The organism is Streptomyces sp. Y20, assembly GCF_043195475.1.
Classification (GTDB): Bacteria; Actinomycetota; Actinomycetes; order Streptomycetales; family Streptomycetaceae; genus Streptomyces.
Genome location: NZ_JBIDDP010000016.1, coordinates 18,629 through 30,951 on the forward strand (window position 1 = coordinate 18,629; position 12,323 = coordinate 30,951).

General features: G+C 65.5%; 12 protein-coding genes and 4 pseudogenes. 7 read left to right on the forward strand and 9 right to left on the reverse strand.

Features of this window, described 5'->3' with window-relative positions:
- Positions 1-17: 17 nt before the first annotated feature.
- Complete coding sequence (locus tag ACGFT1_RS30575) at positions 18-419, forward strand: hypothetical protein (RefSeq protein WP_373912227.1); 402 nt, start codon at positions 18-20, stop codon at positions 417-419.
- Positions 420-501: 82 nt separating this feature from the next.
- On the opposite strand, the gene ACGFT1_RS30580 is transcribed toward ACGFT1_RS30575, so the two are convergent.
- The 5 genes from ACGFT1_RS30580 to ACGFT1_RS30600 all read right to left on the reverse strand — a co-directional run bounded on the left by ACGFT1_RS30580 (position 502) and on the right by ACGFT1_RS30600 (position 4,468).
- Positions 502-702, reverse strand: coding sequence for a hypothetical protein (locus ACGFT1_RS30580; RefSeq protein ID WP_373912228.1), 201 nt, complete (start codon positions 700-702; stop codon positions 502-504).
- A 381-nt stretch (positions 703-1,083) separates the two neighbouring features.
- The gene (locus ACGFT1_RS30585) at positions 1,084-1,710 is read right to left on the reverse strand and encodes an NAD(P)H-dependent oxidoreductase (RefSeq protein WP_373912229.1); all 627 of its coding nucleotides are present in this window, start codon (positions 1,708-1,710) and stop codon (positions 1,084-1,086) included.
- Positions 1,711-1,822: 112 nt separating this feature from the next.
- Positions 1,823-2,005, reverse strand: a complete 183-nt coding sequence (locus ACGFT1_RS30590) for a hypothetical protein (RefSeq protein ID WP_373912230.1) — start codon at positions 2,003-2,005, stop codon at positions 1,823-1,825.
- Positions 2,006-2,213: 208 nt separating this feature from the next.
- Positions 2,214-3,344: an epoxide hydrolase family protein gene (locus ACGFT1_RS30595; protein ID WP_373912231.1), complete on the reverse strand. Its 1,131-nt coding sequence runs from the start codon at positions 3,342-3,344 to the stop codon at positions 2,214-2,216.
- Between the two features lie 98 nt (positions 3,345-3,442).
- Positions 3,443-4,468, reverse strand: a complete 1,026-nt coding sequence (locus ACGFT1_RS30600; RefSeq protein ID WP_373912232.1) for an ankyrin repeat domain-containing protein — start codon at positions 4,466-4,468, stop codon at positions 3,443-3,445.
- Positions 4,469-4,748: 280 nt separating this feature from the next.
- Between ACGFT1_RS30600 and ACGFT1_RS30605 the strand changes: the two genes are divergently transcribed.
- On the forward strand, positions 4,749-5,702 hold the full coding sequence (locus ACGFT1_RS30605) for an AraC family transcriptional regulator (RefSeq protein WP_373912233.1): 954 nt from the start codon (positions 4,749-4,751) through the stop codon (positions 5,700-5,702).
- A gap of 97 nt (positions 5,703-5,799) precedes the next feature.
- Here ACGFT1_RS30605 and ACGFT1_RS30610 read toward each other — a convergent pair.
- Positions 5,800-6,609: pseudogene (locus ACGFT1_RS30610) on the reverse strand (IS5 family transposase).
- A 185-nt stretch (positions 6,610-6,794) separates the two neighbouring features.
- Entirely contained in the window at positions 6,795-7,229 is a 435-nt protein-coding gene (locus ACGFT1_RS30615; RefSeq protein ID WP_373912234.1) for an Rrf2 family transcriptional regulator, read from the reverse strand.
- A 123-nt stretch (positions 7,230-7,352) separates the two neighbouring features.
- On the opposite strand from ACGFT1_RS30615, the gene ACGFT1_RS30620 reads away from it, so the two are divergent.
- Complete coding sequence (locus tag ACGFT1_RS30620; protein WP_373912235.1) at positions 7,353-8,102, forward strand: SDR family NAD(P)-dependent oxidoreductase; 750 nt, start codon at positions 7,353-7,355, stop codon at positions 8,100-8,102.
- Positions 8,103-8,729: 627 nt separating this feature from the next.
- On the opposite strand, the gene ACGFT1_RS30625 is transcribed toward ACGFT1_RS30620, so the two are convergent.
- Positions 8,730-8,939, reverse strand: a complete 210-nt coding sequence (locus ACGFT1_RS30625) for a hypothetical protein (protein ID WP_373912236.1) — start codon at positions 8,937-8,939, stop codon at positions 8,730-8,732.
- Between the two features lie 81 nt (positions 8,940-9,020).
- Here ACGFT1_RS30625 and ACGFT1_RS30630 point away from each other — a divergent pair.
- The 3 genes and pseudogenes from ACGFT1_RS30630 to ACGFT1_RS30640 form a co-directional block, all read left to right on the forward strand.
- Positions 9,021-9,237: pseudogene (locus ACGFT1_RS30630) on the forward strand (IS701 family transposase); the annotation flags it as partial.
- 449 nt (positions 9,238-9,686) lie between these two features.
- Positions 9,687-10,172 (forward strand): hypothetical protein, encoded by a 486-nt coding sequence (locus ACGFT1_RS30635; protein ID WP_373912237.1) that lies wholly within the window; start codon positions 9,687-9,689, stop codon positions 10,170-10,172.
- A 6-nt stretch (positions 10,173-10,178) separates the two neighbouring features.
- Entirely contained in the window at positions 10,179-10,553 is a 375-nt protein-coding gene (locus tag ACGFT1_RS30640; RefSeq protein ID WP_373912238.1) for a hypothetical protein, read from the forward strand.
- A gap of 343 nt (positions 10,554-10,896) precedes the next feature.
- On the opposite strand, the pseudogene ACGFT1_RS30645 reads toward ACGFT1_RS30640, so the two are convergent.
- Positions 10,897-11,505, reverse strand: a pseudogene (locus tag ACGFT1_RS30645) (hypothetical protein); the annotation flags it as partial.
- A 111-nt stretch (positions 11,506-11,616) separates the two neighbouring features.
- Between ACGFT1_RS30645 and ACGFT1_RS30650 the strand changes: the two are divergent.
- Positions 11,617-12,309, forward strand: a pseudogene (locus ACGFT1_RS30650) (TauD/TfdA dioxygenase family protein).
- Positions 12,310-12,323 lie beyond the last annotated feature (14 nt).

Genomic DNA, 12,323 nt, shown 5'->3' on the forward strand with positions numbered 1-12,323 from the left:
TTCGAAAACCACTTGCCATGTGGCGAGTCCATGCCGCAGCCGCTCTGGTCGGCGGCTGTTTCCTCGGCACTCTCGGCGCCGCCGACCTGGACCGCTTCATCGCCGCACTGTTCCGGGGCAGCCTGCTCCCACCCGCCCAGCAGAAGCTGGTATTCGACGTACCGAACGTGAAGAGCGCCGCCGACAACACGAACTGCGTCGGCCAGGCATCCCGTTACAGCATTGGCGGACTCCTGCGGTACCAGCTCCCAAGTGGCGAGTACGCGTGGGGCAAGACCGGTTCCCGCCCCGGCTGGGACAACGAGATCTTCGCCACCCGCGACCTCCGACACCGCGTGGTGTACTCCCTGAACCCGACGGGGACCGGCAACGACCTCCCGTACATCAAGGCGATCGTCAACGCCGCGCTCGCCGACTGACATCCGGACCTCCCATTCAGTCCGGTGCATGACGACCAGCGACCGACGCCCGGCAACCCGGCGAACCTATGCGGTCACAGCACTAGTCGTGCAGGAATTGCACCGCTTTGCGTACCACCGGCTCGGTGACTTGCCCGTAGAAGGACCCGGAGATCTCCAGCGTGTGTTCGACTAGCTTGACCGGTCGCCGGGTCCGTGCCAGCAGCTTCGCCGGAGGATTGGCAATTTCCGGCACCGCCTTGGCCTCGACCTCCTTCGGATCTGGGCGCGTCACCGAGGCCATGGAAAACAGCCGTCGTCCCTTTCGCGCTCCTCCAGCGTCTCCCACCACGTTGCCCGGGCCCAGGCAACGGTGTCGCCGAATACCCACAAGCCATACGGGTTACGGGTGGCGAACACCAGTCGGTACACGGCCCGCTTGCTAGGTGCGTGCGACACCGGCCGCCTTCTGCCGGCACACGGCATTACCGTCGAACGCGACGTGACCGGCACCGGAGGCTGCCACCGAGCTGTTTCCCCAGGGCCCGGCCACGCAGGTCATCGCCCTGTGTGCGGTCGTTGTATGCCGCCGTACGCGTCTGGGGCGTAGACCGTCGGGCGGTGCGGCACGTATGGAGTGCCCTGATGTCCTCGGCTGTCGGCCGTCATCGCCCCTGGACCGCACTCAGTGTCGGGAGTGGGTCGATCCACCCCGGATGGCTTCGGTGATGGTCCGCACCGCGCGGTCCACGTTTTCCTTGGTGGCTTCGGCGAGGACCTGTTCCGATTCGTAGACGAAGGCGGTGGCACCACGGCGACTTCCGCAGTAGTCGACGATGCCATGCTCGATCTGTGTCTTCAGGGCCCTTTCGTATCCATGCCGCTCATACATGCCGGCATCGCTGCCGGCGACGGGCAAGAGGTGTGTCCTGAGCTGCTGGAGCTTGGGACGGAGAGCTGAAGTGGGTGAGTACTCGAAGGCCCAGCCATTGACAAAGACTCGGTCGATCCATCCCTTCAGCAGGGCCGGCATCGACCACCAGTAGACCGGGAAGATCAACACAAGGTCGGTAGCGCGTTCGAGACGGCGGTGCTCACGGATGACGTCCGGCGGATAATCACCGCCTTGATGGTAGGCGCGGCGATCTGCCAGGGTGAAACTGGGATCGAACTGCTCCTGGTGGAGATCGGCGACCTCGACTGCTTGGGGAGAGAGGGCCGCTTCGAGCCTCTCGATCACGTGATGTGTGAGGGACCGGGGGTCGGGGTTCGCGGTGACCAGCAAGGTCAGCGATTTGTCGTCGGTGGTCATCTAAGTGCTTTCGTCAGGTGGGAAGTGGTGTTGAGAGCGTTGAACGAGGCGTCGATTAGGCGATCTGGGTTCGGCGTGCGCACCGAGCAGGATGGCTCCGGACGCCGGGCGATCACTGCGCATGCCATGCTCCCGCTGCTGCCGCGTGGGCGGCGTACTCCGCAAAGGTCCGTGGTGGCCGTCCCAGCACAGCGGCGAGGTCCTGGGTCGTTTCGGCGATCAGGCCGCTTTCCATCAGCACGAACATGTCGGCGAGTTGATCGGCCTCGTGCGTGCCCAGACCTTGCTCGACCATTGTGGCATCGAGCGAGGTCCGTTACGGAAACAATTGGGCTTCCCCGCGGCCAAATGCTGGGGTTTCGATCATCAACCGAAACACCGGGACGCCTTTGACGGTATGGCCGTGTACGTGTCCTTCTCCACCAGCCAGTGCCGACTCTCAGCGTGCCGCGGTGACACCGGCGACTCGGCTCGGCCTGGAGCGGCCGAGCCGAGTGGCGCTGTCATCGCGTATGGCGGAAGCTTGCGCGGACCTCTTCGGTGAACAGCTCCGGCTGCTCCCACGCGGCGAAATGCCCGCCCTTGGGGGACTCGTTGTAGTGGACCAGTGTGGGATACCGTTCCTCTACCCAGCGCTGGCTGGTCTCATGAATATCGCGCGGGAACTGGGTGAAGCCGACCGGCACGTCGATCTCACATTCCTTCCAGTTCGTCATGCTCTGCCAGTAGATGCGCGCAGAGGACGTCGCCGTCGCCGTCAGCCAGTACAGCGTGATGTTGTCCAGCATTTCGTCGCGGCTGAGCAGGCTTTCCGGATCACCTCCGTGATCGGTCCACTGCTCATACTTTTCGTACAGCCACGCCGCTTGCCCGACCGGGGAGTCGTTGAGGGCGTATCCGATCGTCTGCGGGCTTTGGATCTGCTCGATCTGGTAGCCCGACTCGTTCTGCTTGAAGTCCCGCAGCCTCTTGAGGGCGCGCCTTTCCTGAGTGTCGACGGCCTCCATCGTTTCGAAGATGGGGAACATGTTGAAGTGGACCGCCTGCACCGCAGGCGCACCGATCCCGCCCAGTTCGTTCGCTATCGCATAGCCCCAGTCACCGCCCTGTGCGAAGAAACGGTCGTAGCCGAGCCGCCGCATCAGTTCGACCCAGGCACGCGCAGTCCGGGCCGGCGTCCAACCCGGCTCTGTCGGCTTCTCGGTCAGGCCGAAGCCGGGCAACGAGGTGATGACGACGTGAAAGGCGTCGCCCGGATCGCCACCGTGTGCTCGTGGATCGGCGAGAAGCGGCGCGGCCCTGAGGAACTCGAAGACCGAACCGGGCCAGCCGTGGGTCAGCACCAACGGCACCGCGTCGGGCTCCGGTGAGCGAACGTGAAGGAAGTGGATGTCGAGTCCGTCGATCCGCGTCATGGACGGATTCAGTGCGTTCAACCGGGCCTCGGCAGCGCGCCAGTCGTAGCTGTCGCGCCAATAGTCGATCAGTCCTTGCATCCTGGCCAGCGGCGCACCCTGGCTCCAGTCGTTCACCGTCTCCCGGTCGGGCCAGCGGGTGCGGGACAGCCGCTCGCGCAAGTCGTCGAGCGCGGAGTCAGGGAAGGCGAAGGGGTGCGGTGTGATGGCATCGGTCATGACAAGCTCCTTCGATCAAGGGCGAATCCAAAGCCTGCGGACGCGCGACCAGTTGGGGCGTGCTTCGTGTCCGGTGATCCGTGACGGTCCTGATCGGATCAGTTCGTCTCGGCTTCGGCGAGGAACGCGGCAAGATCGTCGTAGCCGTAGAGGTGTGCCAGCCCACGGGGCGTCATACCTGCATGTGTCTTCAGGTCCAGGCGGGCGCCCGCGCCGACCAATACCTGCGCTGCTTCCAGATGCCCGTGCCAGACCGCATCGTGCAGAGCGGTCAGGCCGTTGTAGGACCCCTGCGCGTCCAGTTCTGCCTCCGGCGCACCGACGCGCCCGCTCGTCTCCGTCAGCGCCCGCAGGACGTCGGCATGCCCGAAGTAGGCCGCCTCATGCACCGGCGTGCCCTTCATCAAGCCGATCACCCGGCGCGGGTCCGCGCCCGCGTCGAGCAGCTCGCGCACGATATCGGTGTGTCCTTCGCGGACAGCGATGCCGAGCGGAGTGTAGTCGTCGTCGACGCTCCCGATGGTGGGCAGCCGCTCATTGGCGGGGACTCCGGATGAGATGAGCTGCTTCACCTGTCCAAGATCGTTCGCTTTGATCGCGGCGATCAACGTCGAATTGCCGGCATGAGCGGCATCTCTGTCGTTTCGCTCCTCGATCAGCCGTGCGATCGCCTCAAGCCTCTCGTCCCGGGCAATCTCAAGTGCCGTCTGCTGCCAGTGGTTTCTGATCGGTGTCCTGGCGCCACGCTCAAGGAGCAGTCGGACTACACCCTCATGTTTGTGCAGCACCGCATCGATGAGCGGGGTGTTCCCAAGAACGGGAGACTGCTGATCGATGAACGATCCGTGGTCAAGCAGCAGTCCGACCACATCGGCGTTGCCCGACTGGGCCGCCTTGTGGATCGCCATCGCCCCCATGCGCGGTTCGGCCGCGTGCACGTCCGCTCCGGCACTCAGCAGAAGATCCACCATCTGCGGCTGGCCGAGACCGGAAGCGATCATCAGCGGTGTCAGGCCTTCGGGGCCGCGCCCGTTCACATCCGTACCGGAGCGAAGAAGGCCGATGGCCTCCGCGAGATCGCCTGCCCGGATCGAAGCTTCGAACGCGAGCGCATTGTCGAGCATCACACTTTCTCCAGTACTGAAGCCGCTCGCACGCCACAGGTCCAAGGGCGCGTGAGCATGTATCGAGTGAGGTGAATGGATCGGCGAACAGGTCCGATCCCGCCTCTTGCCTGCTGTAGGTATCAGCTGCGGACGAGCCTCTCGTCCGCAACACCACGCCCTGTCGGACGTCGGTGCGCACTGACTCGGGTTCGTGCACATGTTCATCAAACCCGCAGAGCGTGAGACGAGGAATGATTCAAGGTCTCGCCTTACATGCTTCAGCGTCTAATCTTGGGGCATGGATGCCCTGACCGACATACTTGAGCACATCCGCTCCGCTGGAGCGCTGATCGGGCAGAACCTGATGTCCCCACCCTGGTCAATCAGGTTCGACGAGGGTGCGTCGATGACGCTCGTGACACTGCTGCGCGGCGACGCCTGGGTCGTTCCGGATGGAGCCCAGCCTGTTCACTTGCGAAAACTCGACGTCGCGATCCTCACCGGTCCACAACCCTTCAGCGTCACCAGCGCCCCCGACCAGCAGACCCCGCCCATGTATGTGGTAACCGAAGCAGGTACCTGCACTGACGAGGCGGGCAACGTCCTCGCCGAGGAGAGCATCGCCTTGGGGGTCCGGACCTGCGGCACGCACTTGAATGCCGAGCACGCGCTGCTCACCGGCTCCTTCAATATGAAAGGTCGCATAGCCGACCGCCTGCTGAGCTCCCTGCCGCGCCTCGTAGTGGTCCCTCACAGGCAACAACGACAGGCAGCCCTGGAGCTTCTGGAGTCCGAGATAGTCCGCGACGAACCTGGTCAGCAGGCCATGCTCGACCGGCTTCTCGACCTGGTCCTGATCCAGACTCTGCGCGAATGGTTCTCTCTTCCAGAGGCTTCCGCCCCCCGGTGGTACCACGCCACACAAGATCTGATCGTAGGACCCGCTCTCAGAGCGATTCACGACGAACCGGCCCGGCCCTGGACCGTCGAGACCCTTGCCTCCGAAGGGCGAGTGTCGAGGGCCACGTTTGCCCGTAGGTTCTGCGACATGCTGGGCGAGCCACCCATCTCCTACCTCACCGAATGGCGCTTGTGCCTGGCTTCCGACCTGTTGCAGCGCACCGACGACACCCTCGACTCCATTGCCCGGCAGGTCGGCTACTCCAGCGCCTTTGCACTAAGCGCGGCCTTTACCCGCAGGTACAATCTCCGTCCCAGCCAGCACCGTGCCCTGTCCGCAGCACGCACTTGACCTTGGTACGTCGAACGGACAGCGGTGCAGTGTGAAGGTGGTCGGGGCACTGGCGGGCTGTACAACCGCGGCATCCGGCATAGAGCTCGTAACACGATCATGGGTGAGCCTTCTTGAGGCGTCTCCAGCAGATGAGGCTGCCAGGCCAACGAGACGAAGGCGTCGTGGAGTTCGGTTCGGCGTTCCCAACGGACGGCAAGGCGTTTGAACTGGTGGAGCAGGGCGAGGGTCTGCTCCACGACGTAACGGAGTTTGCCCAGGCCCTTGATGTTCGGGGCGCCCTTGCGGGAGATGACCGGCAGGATCCGCCGCTTGCGCATCTTTCGGCGGGCGGGGTTGGAGTCGTAGCCCTTGTCACCGAGGAGCGAGTCGGGGCGGCGGCGTGGCCGCCCGGGCCGTCCGGCCACGGGCGGGATGCCATCGACCAGGGCGAGGGTCTGGGTGACGCCGTTGACGTTGGCCGCGGTGGTGATGACCTTGAGCGGGGTGCCGCGTCCGTCGCAGATCAGGTGGTGTTTGCTGCCCGTCTTGCGGCGGTCGACCGGCGACGGACCGGTGTCGGCGCCCCCTTTTTCGCGCGGATGTGGGAGCCGTCCACGCACGCGCGGGACCAGGCGAGTTCGCCGGCCGCGTTCAGCTCGGCGAGCAGGATGCGGTGCAGTTGGTCGAAGACTCCGGCCTGCTGCCAGCGGTCCAGGCGCCGCCAGCAGGTCTGTCCCGAGCCGAATCCCAGCTCCAGCGGCAGGAGTTGCCAGGCTATGTCGTTGTAGAGGACGTACAGGATGCCCTGCAGACACAGCTGGTCCGGTACCGGCCGTGGGCCCGGCGACTTCTCTGGCCAGGGCGGCAACAGCGGCTCGATCAGCGCCCACAAGTCGTCGTCCACGATCCATGGCCGGGTGCTCACATCCTCCCGAACGGCGGAATCGTCACATCGGTCACGCCGGACAAGGGCACTACAACAAGATCAAGTTACGAGCTCGTAGGACACGGTCTGATACCGCAACGGTCTTCGGCGTGACTGGTTGCCAGGCTGTTCGCCGGCCTGGGCATGGATGGGGGTCTTGGTGATGTCAGGGCGTAACGGGGAGGCTAGCGAGGTGCCGCGAGTACGTCCCGGAGTACGTTCGCGAGCGTGACGCGGGCCAGCTCGTGTCTCAGGGTCTTCTCGATGCCCTCGTAGATGCTTTGCATCGCCGGCTGGATGCCGTGACCCACCACGCATCCCTGGTCCGGAGTGGTGCGGTGCATTGCGAACAGCGGGCCGGGTTCCACTGCCTCGTACACGTGGAGCAGGGTCATCGACTCCAGCTCGCGTGCCAGCGACCAGCCCGCGCCCACGCCCCGCCGGGACTCCACGAGCCCGGCCCTGCGTAGCTCGCCGAGCAGCCGTCTGATCACCACTGGGTTGGTGTTCGCGCTGGTCGCGATCTGCTCGGAGGTGGCGACCTCATGGCCCTGGCGCTGGTAGAGGCCGATCCAGGCCAGCGCGTGGGCGGCGATGGTCAGCCTGCTGTTGGCGCTCATGAACTCCTCCTCTCGGCCACAACGCTTCATGTTACGGCAGTCGTAACAGTGAAGGTTGCAACAGTCTGTCGTAACAATTAATGTTGCGACTGCCGGGAAGGGTCAATCAACGAGGTGAGAAGAATGAGCAAGCCACTCACGGGCAAGATCGCCCTGGTCACCGGGGGGTCGCGCGGACTGGGAGCCGCGACCGTACGACTGCTGGCCGAGCAGGGCGCCGACGTCGCCTTCACCTACGTCAGCTCCGAGAAACAGGCGCAGGCCGTCGTCGACGAGGTGCACGGCAAGGGAGCCAAGGCCGTGGCCTTCCAGTCCGACCAGGCGGAAACGAGCCGGGCGCCGGCGCTGATCGACGACGTGGTCGCGCACTTCGGCGGCCTGGACATCCTCGTCAACAACGCGGCGATCTCCGTGGCTGGCGCGGTGGACGACCCGGATGCCGACACCGCCGCACTGGACCGGATGCACGCCACCAACTACCTCGGCGTGATCGCCGTCATCCGGGCCGCCTCCCGAGTGCTGCGCGCGGGCGGCCGCATCATCACAGTGAGTTCCGGACTGGGCTCCCGGGTCGGCGCCCGCGGCCTTGCCGACTACTCGGCGACCAAGTCCGGGATCGAGAGGTACACCATGGGCGTCGCACGCGACCTCGGGCCCCGGAACATCACGGCCAACGTCGTGGAGGCCGGACTGATGGAGGGCGGCATGCAACCGCCGGACCCCGAGACCCTCAAGGCCCTGGTCAGCTCGCTGTCCCTGCAACGCATGGGGCACCCCGACGAAATCGCCGCGGCGATCGCCTTCCTGGCGAGCCCCGCCGCGTCGTACATCACGGGCGCAGTGCTGGACGCCCACGGCGGCTACAACGCCTGAACCCGAACCCCTGCCGCGCGCTCCCAAGGACATCGCGCCTTCGGAGCGCGCACCGCCAACGACCCGCATGTGCGTGGACACGCCTCAAGAAGCCCGGATCGTGATCGTGTTACGAACTCTGAGCGCCACGAATTCAGTAGTTGCTGTAGTCGACGGTACGCGCGTGACGGGTGAGGAGCGGGCGGCGGAAGGTGCCGCTGCTGCGGACGGGATCGGTACGGCTGAGGTCCGGCGGTACGAGCGCTGGAGCGACGTTCCTGCCGGGCTGGTCACGCGGACCCGGCTGGCCGACGCGGGGGTGTTCCGGCGACGTCCTTCCTCCTCACAGCGCTGTTCCTGTCCTGCCCGCCGACGCGTGGGTGTTCCGACGGTCGCCGACTCCATGTACGGGTCGGGCATGTCCTCCCCGCCGACGCGGGGGTGCTCCGTGGTCGCCCGGCTGCACGGACATGTCGTCCTCCTCGCCGACACAAGAGTGCAACCTGGTGGAGTTCGCGGGTGCCGAGGCGCAAGCAGTCATGCCAGGCGGGGCGGGTGGCCGGCCCGCCCCGGCTGAAGCATTCTTGCGGCGTTTCCCAAGTGTCGGCCACGAGCCGGATGGCGAGTGACACCACACGCGCGTGCTGGTCACAGCAGTGAGGTGAGCTGCCGTAGCTGGCCGACCAGGGAGAAGGTGGGCAGGGGGACGGTGCCGATCTCGAGATGCTGCTGGTGGACGATGTGGGAGTGGATGGGGTCCATGCCGGGTGGGCTGAGGACGGGGGCGGTGGAGCGGTCGCCGCACAGCAGGTCGGGTGAGAAGTGGTGGTGCAGGAGTTCGGTACGCCACCTATCCACGAGGGCTCCGACGCCGTGATCACACCAGCCACGGCAAGATTATCTCACCCCTCACCAGCAGTTACGGGACAACCTCTAGCACCCCTTCAGCACACCCTCCAGGAGTCGGTGCGGGTCGCCGGGGCGCGCTGGGCGATCGAGAAGTGTTTCCAGGCCGCGAAGAACGAGTGCGGCCTGGATCAGTACGAGGTCCGCCGCTACGTGGGCTGGTATCAGCACATCACTTTGGCCATGCTCGCTCACGCTTTCCTGGCCGCTACGGCACACCAACCCTGGGAAAAGGGGGCGGAACAGGTGAGACACCCGGGGCCGTCGGTCTCACAGTGGCGGAGGTTCGGCGACTCCTGGCAGCTTGTCGTGCACGGCCCCCGCACCTGAGCGGACACCGCGGACGACACCGCGCGCTGAGCTGGTCGAACTGGCGCCGCCAACGCCAAGCAGTCGCCCGCCGCTGTCACTACCTGCGGCGTTGTCTCACGATCGAGGGGCGGTCCCCGTGAGACCGCCCCCGCACGACCGAAGCCCCGCTACACTCCCGCCACCCCCGAAAAGACCAGCTCAGACAGCGAAATCCTGCTGGAGCACTAGCCGTTGGCAATCGCCGTAGCGGAGTGGCTCAAATCAGCGAGTGGTGCCCGAAAGGGCAATAGCGGTCGAAGTGTTGTGGTGCATAAGCTCGTCGAAACCCTCCTGGTTTCGCACGTTTCCCTAAAGTGAGAGAAAGACATGCTTGCTACAGCGCGACACATGCTCACCGCAACTGCCCTTGCCGTCATCGGGGTTACCAGCGCCGCCGCCCCCGGGTCGGCCCGCGACATCGGCCATGCCGGACTGTCAACCGCGGCACAGCTCAAGAAGGACCCGTGCGCCCACGCGGCCCAGTCGAAGGTTGTCCGCACCTACACCCGGGGGCCCAAAATCGGCCCGAAGGCCGTCGTCGTCCTACGCTGCGGCTCTTCCACGTGGGGTTACCGGCACCTGACGAAGAAGGGCCGCTGGTCCAAAGCGTTTGACCGTAAGATAGCGAACACCATCCAGTCCGGGTCGATCACCGTCGACATGCCAGGAGCAAGGATCTACGACGACATCCTCAAGCAGTGCCCTCCGAAGAGCCGGTTCAAGGTCGTTACAAACCCCGGCAAGATGGGCAGGAACCCCCACATCAACCCGCAGGGTATCGTCACTGCATACATTAACCCCGGCAAGATCGGCGTGGCATCAAAGAAGTGCTGATAAGTCATGAAGACCACTCACATCATCGACCTTCTCACTCCCTTCCTCATGGGACTGCACGACTTCGGGTCTGAAGTTTTCGGCGAGCATGACTGGGTCGAGGTCACCGGCCTTGAGGCAACCCCCTACAAGGGCTCGTACGTCTTGGAAGTGGAACTGTACGGGCACGGCCGCACTCGTGGTATCACGGACATCGGCCCACGCGGTGAGCACTGGAAGGTGCGCCTGGAGTGCAAGGATCACCTGTCGCACGGCTTCTTCCAGGACCCGCCTGCCTGGGAGGATGTCCGAGCCGCGGGCAACGGGCTGACGCTCCAACTCAAGCTTTGGTGGGACACCCACCCACCCGGTGGCGGTCGGTCGGCGGACAAACTGGGCTGAACACCTTGGCCTCCGGCGACACGCACGCAACCTCCCACAAGCCGCCGGCTGACCGGCATGGACGGCCTCGTCCGACTGCTGGGGGCACACCTCAACAGATCACTGCCATGGATGCCGCCTTCAACAAGCAGCCGGGGCGGCGTCCACAGTCGGCAGTGGGCGGCGCGGTTTCCTGGCACAGCCGCGAGAGGGAGCAATACGGCAACCCCTGGGAGCAGGCGCCGGAGGCGATGTCGTATCCGCTGTGCGCCTGTCCGGCGGGCGGTGGGTGATGCCGATGCCGGGGCGGAGAATTACCTAGCGTCGCGGGAGCGGAGGGGCACCAGGCACAGGCGGGACGGGCTCATGCCGCCGGTCCGAATTCGGACTGCATCGGGGCGCGCTTCGCGATAGCACGGGCGGTGATTACCTTCGACGCGCGGCCGAAAACCGGGGACCGTTCTGGCGCCGGGTTCCTGGTACCAGGGGCGCAGGTCGAGGAGGGCGGCGTGCATACCCCCGTGGCGTCGTGGTCGCCGATCAGACGGCTGAGTTTGTCGGCGAAGTCGGGGACGTCGACACCGCTGCCGATGACCTTGACGGTCGAGGCGGACCACATGGCGTCCATGCCTGCGCCACGTCAGACCCTCTGGCCCTGACGGTCGAATTGCAGGTCGCTGATCTTGTACAAATTGGCAGTCTCATTGAGGATCGCCGGAATGGGCGGGTCGAGCCATCCGTCGGCGCGCGCGGCCTGGGCGGACGCGGCGCGCATCTCCGAGTCCACGCACATCGCGATCAGCGCGATGGTGCCGCCGCCTCCGTCATTGCTAGACACGAAGGTTGTGTCGGTGGAGGTGACGAACTGCGCGGGCTGGATTCAGGGATGTACTTCTGCGGCGTCGCCCAGGCTGCTATCTCGGAGTTGAGCAGGGCGGCGGCGTGCTGGCACGGTCTCCTGGATGCCGTCGCGCCCCTACGGCCCACTGCTGGGTGCGGAGATCGAGGGGCTGGACCTGTCCGGACGGCTGACCCCAGAGCTCTTCGAGGAACTGGACCGCGCCCTGCTGGAGTGGAATAGGTCCTGTTCTTCCGCCGGCAGGAACTCACCCACGACCAGCAGCGGGCCTCCGCCGTCAACTGGGGCGAGATCGACCAGCATCCGTTCCTGCCCAAGGGTGCCTCCCAGGACGTCGTCCGTCTGGAGAAGGGGGCTGCCAACCCCGGCTTCGAGAACGTCTGGCATCACGACTTCCACTGGATCCCCCACCCGCCGCTCGGTGCGGTCCTGCGGATGGTGGAGATGCCCGTGGCCGGGGGCGACACGCTCTTCGCCGACACCGACACCGCCTACGACAACCTGCCCGAGGAGGTGAAGAGCCGTCTGGAGGGCCTGCGGGCGGTGCACGACTTCACACCGTCGGCGAACTAACGCGACCTGCTGACGGACGAACAGCGCGGTCACTTTCAGGAGTTGTTCCCACCGGTCGCCCATCCGGTGGTACGAACCCACCCCCGGACAGGACGCAAGAGCCTCTTCGTCACTTCCATTTTCACCACACACATCGAGGGGCTGGAGCCCGCGGAGAGCGAGGAACTGCTGCGCTACCTGTTCCGGCAGATCCAATACCCCGAGTACCAGGTTCGTTTCCGCTGGCGGCCGGGAGACGTGGTGTTCTGGGACAACCGCGCAGTGCAGCACTACACCGAGTCCGATTGCTGCCCCCACCGCTGTGTCGTGGACCGTGCGGCCATCGCCGGTGACCGGCCGTTCTGAGACGGACGTCCGTA

What these genes read in the sequence shown, in the direction of transcription:
- ACGFT1_RS30585 (WP_373912229.1), bottom strand. Translation starts at nt 1,710, where the DNA reads ATGACCACCGACGACAAATCGCTGACCTTGCTGGTCACCGCGAACCCC.
- ACGFT1_RS30640 (WP_373912238.1), top strand. Translation starts at nt 10,179, where the DNA reads ATGAAGACCACTCACATCATCGACCTTCTCACTCCCTTCCTCATGGGA.
- ACGFT1_RS30615 (WP_373912234.1), bottom strand. Translation starts at nt 7,229, where the DNA reads ATGAGCGCCAACAGCAGGCTGACCATCGCCGCCCACGCGCTGGCCTGG.
- ACGFT1_RS30575 (WP_373912227.1), top strand. Translation starts at nt 18, where the DNA reads ATGTGGCGAGTCCATGCCGCAGCCGCTCTGGTCGGCGGCTGTTTCCTC.
- ACGFT1_RS30580 (WP_373912228.1), bottom strand. Translation starts at nt 702, where the DNA reads ATGGCCTCGGTGACGCGCCCAGATCCGAAGGAGGTCGAGGCCAAGGCG.
- ACGFT1_RS30595 (WP_373912231.1), bottom strand. Translation starts at nt 3,344, where the DNA reads ATGACCGATGCCATCACACCGCACCCCTTCGCCTTCCCTGACTCCGCG.
- ACGFT1_RS30590 (WP_373912230.1), bottom strand. Translation starts at nt 2,005, where the DNA reads ATGGTCGAGCAAGGTCTGGGCACGCACGAGGCCGATCAACTCGCCGAC.
- ACGFT1_RS30605 (WP_373912233.1), top strand. Translation starts at nt 4,749, where the DNA reads ATGGATGCCCTGACCGACATACTTGAGCACATCCGCTCCGCTGGAGCG.
- ACGFT1_RS30620 (WP_373912235.1), top strand. Translation starts at nt 7,353, where the DNA reads ATGAGCAAGCCACTCACGGGCAAGATCGCCCTGGTCACCGGGGGGTCG.
- ACGFT1_RS30600 (WP_373912232.1), bottom strand. Translation starts at nt 4,468, where the DNA reads ATGCTCGACAATGCGCTCGCGTTCGAAGCTTCGATCCGGGCAGGCGAT.
- ACGFT1_RS30635 (WP_373912237.1), top strand. Translation starts at nt 9,687, where the DNA reads ATGCTCACCGCAACTGCCCTTGCCGTCATCGGGGTTACCAGCGCCGCC.